At 70.2% G+C, this 12953-nt stretch carries 11 protein-coding genes; 1 reads left to right on the top strand and 10 read right to left on the bottom strand.

The window, feature by feature from the left end; translation table 11 throughout:
• Window position 1: 1 nt before the first annotated feature.
• The 4 genes from xylB to glmS all read right to left on the bottom strand — a co-directional run bounded on the left by xylB (window position 2) and on the right by glmS (window position 5795).
• Window positions 2-1435: a xylulokinase gene (gene xylB / locus ACZ7SW_RS24765; RefSeq protein ID WP_470232740.1), complete on the bottom strand. Its 1434-nt coding sequence runs from the start codon at window positions 1433-1435 to the stop codon at window positions 2-4.
• Window positions 1425-2249, bottom strand: a complete 825-nt coding sequence (locus ACZ7SW_RS24760; RefSeq protein ID WP_470232739.1) for a DeoR/GlpR family DNA-binding transcription regulator — start codon at window positions 2247-2249, stop codon at window positions 1425-1427. The genes xylB and ACZ7SW_RS24760 overlap by 11 nt, the downstream gene beginning before the upstream one ends.
• 225 nt (window positions 2250-2474) lie before the next feature.
• Window positions 2475-3920, bottom strand: a complete 1446-nt coding sequence (locus tag ACZ7SW_RS24755; RefSeq protein ID WP_470232738.1) for an NAD(P)H-hydrate dehydratase — start codon at window positions 3918-3920, stop codon at window positions 2475-2477.
• 12 nt (window positions 3921-3932) lie between these two features.
• Window positions 3933-5795: a glutamine--fructose-6-phosphate transaminase (isomerizing) gene (gene glmS / locus ACZ7SW_RS24750; RefSeq protein WP_470232737.1), complete on the bottom strand. Its 1863-nt coding sequence runs from the start codon at window positions 5793-5795 to the stop codon at window positions 3933-3935.
• Between the two features lie 194 nt (window positions 5796-5989).
• Here glmS and ACZ7SW_RS24745 point away from each other — a divergent pair, with 194 nt between their 5' ends.
• Window positions 5990-6826, top strand: coding sequence for a dienelactone hydrolase family protein (locus ACZ7SW_RS24745; protein ID WP_470232736.1), 837 nt, complete (start codon window positions 5990-5992; stop codon window positions 6824-6826).
• 14 nt (window positions 6827-6840) lie between these two features.
• Here ACZ7SW_RS24745 and ACZ7SW_RS24740 read toward each other — a convergent pair whose 3' ends face one another.
• From ACZ7SW_RS24740 to rplM, 6 genes are all read right to left on the bottom strand, one after another.
• Window positions 6841-7293: a hypothetical protein gene (locus ACZ7SW_RS24740; protein ID WP_470232735.1), complete on the bottom strand. Its 453-nt coding sequence runs from the start codon at window positions 7291-7293 to the stop codon at window positions 6841-6843.
• Between the two features lie 16 nt (window positions 7294-7309).
• Window positions 7310-9970 carry a WXG100 family type VII secretion target gene (locus ACZ7SW_RS24735; RefSeq protein WP_470232734.1) on the bottom strand — a complete coding sequence of 887 codons (2661 nt, stop codon included), beginning with the start codon at window positions 9968-9970 and terminating at the stop codon, window positions 7310-7312.
• Window positions 9970-10284 (bottom strand): hypothetical protein, encoded by a 315-nt coding sequence (locus tag ACZ7SW_RS24730; protein WP_354748171.1) that lies wholly within the window; start codon window positions 10282-10284, stop codon window positions 9970-9972. The genes ACZ7SW_RS24735 and ACZ7SW_RS24730 overlap by 1 nt, the downstream gene beginning before the upstream one ends.
• A gap of 128 nt (window positions 10285-10412) precedes the next feature.
• Window positions 10413-11750 carry a phosphoglucosamine mutase gene (gene glmM / locus ACZ7SW_RS24725; RefSeq protein WP_470232733.1) on the bottom strand — a complete coding sequence of 446 codons (1338 nt, stop codon included), beginning with the start codon at window positions 11748-11750 and terminating at the stop codon, window positions 10413-10415.
• A 206-nt stretch (window positions 11751-11956) separates the two neighbouring features.
• Window positions 11957-12445, bottom strand: a complete 489-nt coding sequence (gene rpsI / locus ACZ7SW_RS24720) for a 30S ribosomal protein S9 (protein ID WP_037816243.1) — start codon at window positions 12443-12445, stop codon at window positions 11957-11959.
• Between the two features lie 11 nt (window positions 12446-12456).
• On the bottom strand, window positions 12457-12909 hold the full coding sequence (gene rplM, locus ACZ7SW_RS24715) for a 50S ribosomal protein L13 (RefSeq protein ID WP_009072361.1): 453 nt from the start codon (window positions 12907-12909) through the stop codon (window positions 12457-12459).
• Window positions 12910-12953: the final 44 nt, after the last annotated feature.

Raw genomic sequence — 12953 nt, 5'->3', positions numbered from 1 at the left:
GTCAGTCCTCTCCCAATTTCGCGGAAACCCCGTGCGCGGCCTCGCGCGCCTCGAGGTGGCGTTGCTGGATCTCGATGCCCGCGGCGCGCTGCGCCCCGGTCGGCTCGTCCAAAACGAGCTGGTTCTTGGTTCCGGTCCACGCGGGCGGCTCGGCGGTGCCCGCGAGCGCCCAAGCTGCCTGTCGAGCGGCACCGAGCGCGACGTACTCGCCGACCTCGGGAATCACCACGGGAAGGCCGAGCACGATCGGTGCGATCGCCCGCACCGCGGCGGACTGCGCGCCGCCGCCGATGAGCAGCACTCGCTTCACGGCCATGCCCTGCGCGCGCACCGCGTCCAGCCCGGCGGCCAAGCCGCAGACCATGCCCTCGACGGTCGCCCGCGCGACGTTCTCCGGCGTCATGTTCGCCCTGGTCAGACCGTGCAGCGAACCGGTCGCGCCGGGCAGGTTCGGGGTGCGCTCGCCGTCGAGGTACGGCAGCAGCGTGAGCCCGCCCGCGCCCGGTTCGGCGGCCATTGCGAGCCGGTCGAACTCGGCTAGCTCGACCCCGAGCATCGCCGCGCCCGCGGTGAGCACGCGGGCGGCGTTGAGGGCGGCGGTCAGCGGGAGGAAGCGGCCGGTGGCGTCGGCGAATCCGGCGACCAGGCCGCTCGCGTCGGCCGCGCCGGTCTCGGTGACGCCGAAAACCGTGCCGCTGGTGCCGATCGAGATCACCGCGTCGCCCGGAGCCAGTTCGAGGGCGAGCGCGGCGGCCATGTTGTCGCCGGTGCCCGCGGAGACGAGCATGCCGTCGCTGGTGTGCCCGGCGACGTCGGAGGGACCGAGCACCGTCGGCAGATCCGGAGTGCGGCCGCCGAACGCGTGCGCGAGGACGTCGGGGCGATAAGTGTTGTCCGTCGGGGAGAAATAGCCGGTGCCCGAGGCGTCGCCGCGATCGGTCACCGCGGTTTCCGGACGGCCGAGCAGCCGCCAGGTGAGCCAGTCGTGCGGCAGCAGGACGCGGGCGACGCGGTCGGCGTTCTCCGGTTCGTGCTCGGCGAGCCAGCGGAGCTTGGTGACTGTGAAGCTGGCGACCGGCACCAGCCCGACCGACTTCGCCCACACGGCGGGTCCGCCGAGTTCGTCGGTCAGGTCCTTGGCCGCCTGCGCGGAGCGGGTGTCGTTCCACAGCAACGCCGGACGGACTACCTCGCCAGCTTCATCGAGCGTGACCATGCCGTGCTGCTGACCGCCGACGCCGATGGCCTTGACGCCGTCGAGAACGTCGCGAGTGGCGTCCGCAAACGCTTGCGCCCACGCTGCGGGGTCGACCTCGGTGCCGTCTGGGTGCGGTGCCCGGCCGGCGCGCACGATCTCGCCCGTGCGCGCGTCGCAGACCACGACCTTGGTCGACTGGGTCGACGAATCGACCCCGGCCACCAGCTCAGCTGTCATAGGGCTGCCCCTCCTCGACGTACTCCGCGGCCTCGACCGCCGTGCCTTCGTTCAGCGCGGCCTCGATCTCCTCGGTCGGAGTGGCTTCGCTGGTGATCAGGAGGTCGTAGTCGCCGACGGTGCCGTGCGCGTACGTCGCGGTGCGGCCGAACTTCGAGTGGTCGAGCACCAGCACGTTGCGGTTCGCGGCGCGCAGCACGGCCTTCTTCAGCTCGGCGTAGTCGCGGACCGGGTGGAACAGCCTGCCGACCGCGACCGCGCTCACCGAGACGAACGCGATGTCCACGCGAATCCGTTCGAGCAGCGCGAGCACGTCGGGGCCGGAGCAGGAGTCGTACTCGGGGTCGTAACGCCCGCCGGCGAGGACCACGTCAACGCCGGTGCCCAGCAGCCGCGCGGCCTGCAGCGAGTTGGTGATCACGGTGAGGCGCTCGATCTGCGCGAGCCGTTCGACCAGCGGGAACAGCGTCGTGGAGTCGTCCACGAACACGGCCTGACCGGGCTCGACCTGCTGGATCGCGAGGTCGGCGAGGGCTTCCTTCTCGGCCGAGTGCAGCGTGAACCGGCTGGCGGTCTCCATGGTGAGCGCGGGATACGCCTCGACCTTGCCGCGCAGCTTCCGCAGCATGCGCTTGTCGGCGAGTTCGTCGAGGTCACGGTGCATCGTCATGAGGCTGACGCCGAACCGGGCGGTGAGGTCGTCGATCCGGACTTCGCCCTGGTCGATGACGTAGTCGAGGATCTCTTGCCGCCGCTGCTCCACCGCGGCGTCGGACGGGCGCGTCTTCGGCCGTCCTGGCGTGTCTCGACTCACATCTCGTTCTTACCAGATATCGCGAGCCGAGTTAACACGTAACTCGATAACTCTTCGCATGGCTTCTCCGCTCTCGCCGACGTCCGTGAGGGGAACCCTGAGGGAATCAGATTCCGTCAGGGTTCCCCTCACAGACGTTCGCACCGGCCGGTGCTCCGCAGCGTTCTGGCAAGCGTCGCTACCGCACACCGCGCTACTGAGGCAACCTCATTGGGCCAGCGCTGGTCAGGGTGCGGTCGCGCGGATCAGCCGAAGCGCGGTCGGGATGGCATCGACCAGACCGGACGCCGACGTCGGCACGTCCTCGGCAGCGAGCGCGCCCGCCAGCGAATGCACCTGCGCGGCAGCCGCGGCGGCCAGCCAGGGGTCGAGCCCAGCGGCGAGCAGCGAGCCGACCAGGCCGGTGAGCACGTCGCCGGAGCCAGCGGTCGCCAGCCACGAACCGCGCGGGGTGTTGACCGCGACGCGGCCGTCCGGAGCGGCGACGACCGTGCAGTGGCCTTTCAACAGCACGACGGCGTCGTACTTCTTCGCCGCTTCCCGCGCCGCGGCGATCCGATCCGCGCCCGGGCGGCGGCCCATCAGGCGTTCGTACTCGCCAGCGTGCGGGGTGAGCACGAGCGGAGTGTCCGGGTCGCGGGCGTCGAGGACTTCGGGGGTGTGGGCGATGAGCGTGGTCGCGTCGGCGTCCGCGCACACCGGGACGCCCTGGCCGAGGATGTGCCGCAGGATCTCCCGGCCTTCCCCGCCGGTGCCGATGCCCGGTCCGACCACCCACGCCTGCACCCGGCCCGCGTCGGTGACCGAGCCGGTCGCGACGATCTCCGGCCAGCGCGAGCGCACGACGTCCGCCGCGTGCCCGGCGTAGCGGACCATGCCCGCCGTCGCGCGGACCGCCGACCCGGACGCGAGCACCGCCGCTCCCGGGTACGTCGCCGATCCGGCCGCGATCCCGACGACGCCTTGGGTGTATTTGTCGTCCTCCGGCCCGGGAATCGGCCACGCCTCGGCGACGTCGGCCAGATCCAGGCGTCGCAGATCCGGCTCGCCCAGCCACGGCCGCAGGCCGATGTCCACCAGCACGACCTCGCCACATTCCTGCGGGGCCAGCACGTGCACGGGTTTCAGCGCGCCGAACGTGACCGTGCGCGCGGCGGTGACATGCGGACCGTCGACCGCGCCGGTGTCCGGGTCGACGCCGCTCGGCAAATCCACCGCTACTACCGGCGCTTCGATCCGCGCGACCAGCTCGGCCGCGTCCGGACGCAACGGGCCACGGGCGGAAATACCAACGATGCCGTCCACCACGACATCCGCCCGCTCGATCCATTGTGGACTGTCTGCTATGGACACCACTCGACCGCCGGATCGCCGTAGCGCAGCCAATCCGGCCGGGTGCGCCTTCTCCGGCTTCAGCAATACCGCAGCCACCGCGACCCCGCGCCGACGCAGGAAAGCGCCAGCCCACAAGGCATCGCCACCATTGTTGCCCGAGCCGACCAGCAGCACGACCCGTCGACCGGAGACACCGCCGGTGTCCTCGGCCAGCAGTCCGGCCACCTCTGCGGCGAGGCCGAAGGAGGCCCGGCGCATCAGCTCGCCGTCCGGAGTGCGCGCGAGCAGCAGGTCCTCCGCCGCGCGAATCCGTTCCGTAGTCCAGATTCCTTGCACGGCGGCCCCCGGCTACTCGACAGTGACGGACTTCGCCAGGTTACGCGGCTTGTCGATGTCGTACCCGCGCGAACTCGCGATCTCCGCGGCCAGCACCTGCAGCGGCACGGTGGAAACCAGCGGCTGCAGCAGCGTCGGCACCGCGGGCACCTCGATGAGTTCGTCGGCGAACGGGCGCACAGTCTCGTCGCCCTCCTCGGCGATCACGATCGTGCGCGCGCCCCGCGCCTGGATCTCGCTGATGTTCGACACCAGCTTCGAGTGCAGCACCGCGCGGCCCTTCGGCGACGGCATCACGACGACGACCGGCAGGCCCTCTTCGATCAGCGCGATCGGACCGTGCTTCAGCTCGCCCGCCGCGAAGCCCTCCGCGTGCATGTACGCGAGTTCCTTCAGCTTCAGCGCGCCTTCCAGCGCCACCGGGAACCCGACGTGGCGGCCGAGGAACAGCACCGCGCGCGAGTCGGAGATGCGCCGCGCGATCTCGCGCGTCTGGTCCACAGTGGACAGCACCTTCTGCACCGCGGCCGGCATGGCCTCCAGCTCGGCGAACTCGCGAGCGACCTCGTCCGGGTACTTCGTGCCGCGCGCCTGCGCCAGCGCGAGGCCGACGAGGTAGTTCGCGGCGATCTGCGCGAGGAACGCCTTGGTCGAGGCGACCCCGATCTCCGGCCCGGCGTGCGTGTACAGCACCGCGTCGGACTCGCGCGGGATCTGCGCGCCGTTGGTGTTGCAGACCGCCAGGACGCGGGCCTTCTGCTCGCGCGCGTGCCGCACGGCTTCGAGGGTGTCCGCGGTCTCGCCGGACTGGGAGACGGCGACGACGAGCGTGTCGCGGTCGAGGACCGGGTCGCGGTAGCGGAACTCCGACGCCAGCTCCACCTCGACCGGCAGCCGACACCAGTGCTCGATGGCGTACTTCGCGACAAGGCCGGAGTGATACGCCGAACCGCAGGCGATGACGAAGACCTTGTCGACGTCACGCAGGTCCTGGTCGGAAATGCGCTGCTCGTCGAGGATGATCCGGCCGGCCTCGAAGTGGCCGCGCAGCGTGTTCGCCAGCGCCTCCGGCTGCTCCTCGATCTCCTTGAGCATGAAGTACTCGTGGCCGCCCTTCTCGGCGGCCGACAGGTCCCAGTCGACGGTGAACGGCTTGGCCTGCGCGGCGTCGCCGTGGAAGTCGGTGACCTCGTAACCGTCGCGGGTGATGACGACCAGCTGGTCCTGGCCCAGCTCGACGGCCTCGCGGGTGTGCTCGATGAACGCGGCGACGTCGGAAGCGACGAAGTGCTCGCCCTCGCCGACCCCGACCACCAGCGGCGACGACCGGCGCGCGGCGACGATCGTGTCCGGCTCGTCGGCGTGCGTCACGACCAGCGTGAACGCACCCTCCAGACGGCGGCACACCGCGGCGACGCTGGCCGGCAGGTCGCCCTTGGTGTCGCCGTCGGTGTAGGCGCGGGAAACCAGGTGCGCGGCGGTCTCGGTGTCGGTGTCGCTGGCCATCTCGATGCCCTCGGCCTCGAGCTCGGCGCGCAACGCGGCGAAGTTCTCGATGATCCCGTTGTGCACCACCGCGACGCGACCGGTGGTGTCCCGGTGCGGATGCGAGTTGCGGTCGATCGGAGCCCCGTGGGTAGCCCAGCGGGTGTGCCCCATGCCCGCGGTGCCCGCGAACGCGTCGCGGCCGACCTCGTCGAGCCGGGCCTCCAGGTTGGCCAGACGGCCGGCCTTGCGCTCGACAGTCAGCGCGCCGGCGCCGTCCAGCACCGCCACGCCAGCCGAGTCGTAGCCCCGGTATTCCATGCGGCGGAGCCCACCGAGCACGACGTCCAGAGCCGGGCGGTGTCCGACGTATCCCACGATTCCACACACGCGAACTAGCGTAACGAGACAAGTCCAGTCCCCTACTCCGGTCCCTAGAGCGGGGTTTTCAGTGCCGCTGAGCTGGGCGAGCGACCGCGCGGACAACCGTTGACCGGGTCTTCGCGCAGTGTGGCGGCGGACCCCTAAACCGATCGGGGTGGCGCACCGGGCCGGGGCGGGGCACGGGCAGTAAGGTCACGCGCATGGCCAGCAAGCCCAAGCAGCTGCTCACGGAGCTGTCCCACCCGGGACCCCACGAGGTTTTGCGCGGCAACCTCGCCCTGGTCGGACTGCCCGGCGTCGTGTTCACCCCGCGCCAAGGCCTTGGCCTGCCCGCCATCGCGTTCGGGCACGGCTGGATGCAGCCGGCCACCCGCTACCGGCAGCTCCTGCACCACCTCGCGAGCTGGGGAATCGTCGCCGCGGCCCCCGCGACCCAGCTCAGCCCGCTCCCGTCGCACCGCCTGCTGGCCGGCGACCTCCTGACGACGCTCGACGTCGTCACTACGGTCCGCCTGGGCCCGGACGGCATCAGCGTCGACCCGCGGAAACTGGGCCTCGCGGGCCACTCCACCGGCGGCGGTTCGGCAGTGCTGGCAGCCGCCCAGTCCGCCGGAGCAGACGACGAGGCCCGCCCGAAGGTCCGCGCGGTGGCGACGGTCGCCGCGGCGCAGACGTTCCCGCCCGCGACGGAAGCCGCGAAGGTGATCAGCGCCCCCGGCCTGCACCTCGCGGTGGACGGCGACCTGGTCGCCCCGGCGGTCGGCCACGCGGACGCCATCGCACAGGCTTGGGCAGGCCCGGTACAGCTGCGGACGCTGGCGAAGTCGTCACACCTGGCGGTGACGGAGGGCCGGCACTGGAGCCAACTGCTGCTGCAGGGCAAACCGCAGCGCGCGACTCAGCAGCTGACGAAGGCGCTGTTCACTGCGTTCTTCCTCACGCATTTGACGGGTACGGACAAGTACCTGCCGCTGCTGGACGCGGATGTGAAGCGCGCGCCGATCGAGGTTCCGGAGGACGAGGAACCGGCTGCCTGATCAGCCGGTTCGGCTCAGGTAGCCAGCCAATCGGTGTTCGTGTAGTCGTCCTCGTCGTGGTGCACGCCACGCCGATGCCGCCCCGACGCCGGAGCGGCGGGCGGTGCTGGAGCAGGAGCCGCCGGAGGCGTGCTCGGCCGTTCCGGAGCAGACTCGGCGGGCACGTAGCCGGCGCGACGTTCCTTCTCCGCCTCGTCATCCTCGAAGCCGAAGCTGACCTCGCCCTTCGGCTTGTCGCCGACGGTCGACTCCATCACCCAGCCACCGGCCTTCGCCGCACGACGGGCGCTCTCCTGCACCCGGACGATCACCTGGCCGACCGTGCGCAGCTGCTTGTCGCTGGCCTCTTTGCTTTCCTTGAGGTCTTTCCGGACCCGGCTGCCGATCAACGCGAGCCGTTCCTCCGCCTCGCGTTCGATCTGGGCCATCTTGTGGCGGAACCCCGCCCCCAGGTCTTCGCTGCTCACCGCGTCCTCCCCCGTTCTAACGGCCAGGCTGATCGTCGTCGAGCAACGAACCGCTGATCCGGTTCGAGTTGGACTGGGAACCGAAAAGACCGCCGTCGACACGGTACGCGCTCGACGCACGTTCCTGCTCTCCTCCGCCGCCCGGTGCGCTGCCGAGGCCGCCCATCATTCCGCCGCCCATCATGGCCGGGGTGCCGGAGCCGCTCGCCTCGTGGTGCACGGGCGCGGTGCCGAGCTGTGAGGTGTCGGTCGGCGGAGCGTCGCCTGCCGAGGCTGCCATCGGGTCGCCGGTGTCGCCGAGGCCGACGTGCGGAACGGTGCCGATCCCGGGGTCGGCGGAGAACGGGTCGAGCACGGACTGAGCACTCGTCGAGTCGTCCGGTCCGGACGCCGCCGCGGCCGGTGCTGGCTCGTGTGTCGCGGGCAGTTCGTGCGAGGGCGCCTGGCCGGGGACGATCTGATGCTCCCGCGCGGCTGGCTGATCGGGGACGGATTGGTGGCCTTGCGCGGCGACTTGATCCGGGACTTGGTGGCCTTGCGCGGCGACCTGGTCCGGGACCGCCTGGTTGGCGGCAGCGGCGACCGGCTGGGCCGGCGCCTGCGTCCCGGGAGGCGTCGGACCGCCCGGCGTGGCCTGCCCGCCGACCGCGGCTCCCCCACCGCCGGTTCCCCCGTTGTGGTTGCCGGGGTTCAGCGCACCGTCGTCGCCGAGGGTGTACTTCGTCGGATGACCGGAGCCGTCGTCGATGGTCACGACCGTCGGGCCGTCGGCCCCGGAGGGCCGCTCGGCCACGATCGACAGTTTGCCGTCCTGGATGTGGATCTTGCCGTCCGGACCCGGCTGGTACTTCTGCCCAGTCCCCTGCGCGCCATCGTGTCCTTGCGCCCCGTCGTGGTTCTTCGCGGCGTCCTGGCCCGGGGTTCCGTCGTGGCCCTGGCCGGTCCCTTGCGCACCGTCGTGGCTCTGCTGGCCGGGCGCGGTCGCCGGATCCGGATGCTGCCCCGGCACCGGGGTCCCCGGCGGCTGCGTCGCACCGGGCTTCGCCTGGTCGCCGAAGTCGAGGTCGTAGGTCTTCTGCTTGCCGGTGCCGTCGTCGACGTTGATCCCCATGTGCCCGTCCTTGCCGGGTTCGGACATGGAGATCTTGTGGCCGTCGTGCTCGACGGTCATCGTCTCGGGCTCTTCGGGCTTGAGCGCCGCGCCCGTCTTCGGATCGATCGGGTACGGCTGCCCGGTCTTCGGATCGACCTCAAGCGGCTGGTGGGTGACCGGGTTGAGGCCCTCCGCCGACTGCGGCTGGGTCTGTGGCTGGGTCTGCGGTGTTTCCGGCATCTTGGGCGTCTGCGCCGCGGCCGGGGTCGGTCCGGAGCCGCCGGTGCTCGGCATTCCCGAGTCCTTGCCGCCACCGCCGGAGGACGACGGCGTGGTCTGCTGGCCGCCCCCGTCCGACTGCTTCCCGCCGCCTTGGTCAGCGGGCTTCGACGACGTGGTGAAGAGATCCTCGCGGGCCTTGCCCAGCGAGGCGCCCAGCTCGTTCCACACCTGGTCGACGCTCGTCCGCGTGTGCTCGCAGACCTGCTGCCAGTTGGTGACGTGCTTGTCCATGAAGCCGCAGAACCCGGCGAGCCACTTCTTCGCCCACTCCTGCCCGGCGTCCTTGGTGTCGTCGCCGAGGTCGCAGTTGTCTTCGTTGACAGTGTTCTTCAGGTCCTCCGGCATGAACCGCACGAAGTGCTTGAAGTCGTCGTCGCTCGCGTTGCGCCCCATCTCGGCGACGCGGATCAGCCGGTCGATGTCGCCGGGCGAGAACTGGCCTTTACTGGGGTACTCGGTGATGTAGTAATCCTGCAGCCACTGGCATTTCGCCCGGATCAGCTTCGCGATCGAGGCGATGCTGCGGTCGATCAGACCCGCCCCGTCCTTCAGGGTCTGCTCGACGGTCTTGGTGCCGTCGGTAATCCCTTTCCAGGACTGCTGCGCCGCATCCCGAGCGTTGCCGGACCAGTTGGCGAACACAGTCGCCATCCGATTGTCCTGGTCCGCCGCGGCGTCCACAATGGACGCGTTGACGTCGGTCAATTCCTTGGCGGCGGCCTTGAATTTGTCGAACGGGATGTCCCGCTGCTCGTCGAACGGATCGCCGACGTGCGGCTGGAACGGATGGTCCGGCAGGTTCTGCGCGACCAGTCCACGAGCGCGGCTGTAGAGCGGCAACAGGTTCCGGAACGGCTGCAAGCCCGAGACTCCGAGGTCGAGAATCTCGTTCGAGTTCGCGACGCCCGGATCCGTCTCGGTGTTCTTGGCCCCCTGGTCTTTCAGCTTCTGCTTGTCGCCGTCGACCGCCTGCTGCTGTTTGTCCTGCTCCGCCTTCGCGCCTTTGTCGGCGTCGCCCTTCGCCATGCTGTACCACTTGTCGACGTCACCAGCGCTCGACGTCTCCCAGTCCATATCCCCTTCGGAGATATGGAACCGGTCCTTGTAGTAGTCCCGCCAGTGGTTGCGGTCCTCGTCGCCTTGGAAGCCGTAGCTCTGCGCGTCGCCCTCTTCTTCTTCGTCCTCGACGTAGTCGAAGTAGCGAAGCGCCAAACCCCGTTTGGTGTTCTCGGGAACGCTGGGGTCGTTCATCAACTGCTGGAACTCTTGGAAGGACGGGATGGTCCCGTTGCGCTCGGCCATCAGCGCTTGCCGCTCTTCGTGATGGAGTCCGAGCTGCTCGCCTCGTTGGACGTGTACTTCTTGCTCGCCGACCCGAGGTTGTTCCCGAAGTCCTCAGACGCCTTCACGTAGCTGTCGACGCATTTGCCGACCGCCTCGATGCCGGTCTTGTACAGCTGGAACGAGCCGTGGTGCTTCCGCCCGAAGTCCGCTTCGGTGATCTGCAGCTGCTTCAACGCGGGCAGCGTCGTCTGCAGACGGTCCTTCGCCGCGTCCCGCACGAATCCGCCCGCCGTCTCCAGCATCTGCGGATCGACATTCTGTCGGTTCCCCACGCTCGCCCCTCCTCGACTGCCCAGTGCTTCCGGACCTTGGACGCACGGAAGCCGTCGGCGGTGCCGGACACTCGTCTACGGAATGTACCCGGAGAGTGACGAGGGGCGCAGCGATTCGGGCAGTTCGGTCAGGAGACCGCGGACACCACCCCGGCCAGCCGATCCGCCGCGGCCTGGGCCGTGGCGTGGGCCGGGGCTTCCACCATCACCCGCACCAGCTGTTCGGTTCCCGAGGGGCGCAGCAGGACCCGCCCTTCCTCGCCGAGTTCGGCTTCGACCTCGCCCACCGCGTCGCGGACCTCGGCGGACCCGGCCACCGCCGCTTTGTCCGCCACCGGGACGTTGACCAGCACCTGGGGCAGCCGGTTCATCACCGCGGACAGTTCCGCCAGCGGCTTGCCCGTCGCGGCCATCCGGGCCATCAGCCGCATCGCGGTCAGGAGGCCGTCGCCGGTCGTGGCGTGGGCGGGGAGGACCACGTGGCCGGACTGTTCGCCGCCGAGGGCCAGGCCCGAGGCGCGCAGTTCCTCCAGCACGTAGCGGTCACCCACCGCAGTCGTGACGACCGTGATGCCGTGTGCCTTCATCGCCAGGTGCAGGCCGAGGTTGCTCATCACGGTGGCGACCAGGGTGTCCTTCACCAGCGCGCCTTCTTCGGCCAGCGCCAGCGCCAGGACTGCCATGATCTGGTCGCCGTCCACCAGTTCGCCGGCCGCATCGACGGCCACGCAGCGGTCGGCGTCTCCGTCGTGGCCGATGCCGAGGTCGGCACCGTGTTCGACGACTGCCGCGCGCAGCAGGTCGGGGTGGTTTGAGCCACAGTTGTCGTTGATGTTGATGCCGTCCGGCTCCGCGTGCAGAGCCACGACCTCAGCACCGGCCCGGCGGTACGCCTCCGGGGCGGCCGCGTACGACGCGCCGTTCGCGCAGTCCACCACGACCTTCAGGCCGGCCAGCGGGTGCGGCGTCGCGGCGACCAGGTGGTCGATGTACTTGTCGAGCGCGTCCGGGACGTCGGTCACGCGGCCGACGCCGTCGCCGGTCGGGCGGGTGATGCCGATCGCGTCGAGGCCGGATTCGATCTCGTCCTCGATGCTGTCCGGCAGTTTGTGCCCGCCGGCGGCGAAGAGCTTGATGCCGTTGTCCGGCATGGGGTTGTGCGAGGCGGAGATCATCACGCCGAGATCCGCGTCGAGCGCGCCCACGAGGTACGCGACAGCGGGGGTCGGGAGCACGCCGAGCCGCAGGACGTCCGCACCGGCCGAGGCGAGGCCCGCCACCACGGCGGCCTCCAGCATCTCGCCGCTGGCGCGCGGGTCGCGGCCGACCACGGCCACCGGACGGTGCGAACGGTCGTGCGCCGCCAGCACTCGGGCGGCGCTCGCCGCGACCGACAGGGCCAGTTCCGGGGACAGGTCGGCATTGGCCAGACCGCGTACCCCGTCGGTGCCGAACAGTCGAGCCATCTCGACCTCCTTGTCTTGATTCACCGGCCTCGGGGCGCGCCGGGCCTCGACAAACCTAGCGCCGGGCCCGGCAAGGGTGATCCCCTGCCCTACCCCAAGACAGTCGTGCCAGTGGCGAAGAACGCATCACCGGGCCCGGAAAACGCCGGAAGCGCCCATCCGATGGACGGATGGGCGCTTCCGGGGTTGCGCCAGAGTGCTGAAAATCAGCGCTTGGAGTACTGCGGGGCCTTACGGGCCTTCTTGAGGCCGTACTTCTTCCGCTCCGTGGCGCGCGCGTCACGGGTCAGGAAGCCGGCCTTCTTCAGGGCCGGGCGGTCGTCGGCGTCGACCTCGACCAGCGCACGGGCGATGGCGAGACGCAGCGCGCCCGCCTGGCCCGAGATCCCGCCGCCCTTGAGGTTGGCGAAGATGTCGAAGGAGTCCGGCTTCTCGACGGTGACGAGCGGCTCCTTGATGAGCTGCTGGTGCACCTTGTTCGGGAAGTACTGCTCAAGGGACTTGCCGTTGAGCTTGAACTCACCGGTACCCGGCACGACGCGAACGCGGACCACGGCCTCCTTGCGGCGGCCGACCGTCTGCGCGTTGCCACCGGCGGCACGCGACGGGCGCGGGGCGGCGGCGGACTCGCTGGTCGCCACGGCCTCGGCGGGGGTCTCGGTCGAAGCGACGACCTCGGTCTCGGTGCTGGTCAACTGTTCCTCACTCACTGCGCGACCTGCGCGATCTTGGTGATCTCGCGCGCCTGCGGCTGCTGCGCGGCGTGCGGGTGCTGCGGGCCGGCGTACACCTTCAGCTTCTTGGCCATGGCGCGGCCGAGCTTGTTCTTCGGCAGCATGCCCTTGACCACCTTCTCAACGAGGTGCTCGGGCTTGGTGTCGAGCAGCTCGCCGAAGGAGCGCTTCCGCAGACCGCCGGGGTAACCGCTGTGCCGGTACGCGAACTTCTGCTCGCGCTTGTTACCGGTGAGAGCGACCTTCTCGGCGTTGACGATGATGACGAAGTCACCGGTGTCCACGTGCGGGGCGTAGGTCGGCTTGTGCTTGCCGCGCAGCAGCGTGGCGACCTCGGTCGCGAGCCGTCCGAGCACGACATCCTCGGCGTCGATCACGTGCCAGGCACGAGTGACGTCGCCGGGCTTGGGGCTGTACGTGGGCAAGGGTCTACCTCGTCGTCATTGCGTGTGGGTAATGTGCGGGCCGA

Source organism: Amycolatopsis sp. NPDC114484 (assembly GCF_055633755.1).
This window is presented reverse-complemented; position numbering and strand designations above follow the sequence as displayed.

Coding starts and splice junctions, on each gene's coding strand:
- xylB (WP_470232740.1), bottom strand. CDS start 1,435: ATGACAGCTGAGCTGGTGGCCGGGGTCGATTCGTCGACCCAGTCGACC.
- ACZ7SW_RS24745 (WP_470232736.1), top strand. CDS start 5,990: ATGGCCAGCAAGCCCAAGCAGCTGCTCACGGAGCTGTCCCACCCGGGA.
- ACZ7SW_RS24735 (WP_470232734.1), bottom strand. CDS start 9,970: ATGGCCGAGCGCAACGGGACCATCCCGTCCTTCCAAGAGTTCCAGCAG.
- glmM (WP_470232733.1), bottom strand. CDS start 11,750: ATGGCTCGACTGTTCGGCACCGACGGGGTACGCGGTCTGGCCAATGCC.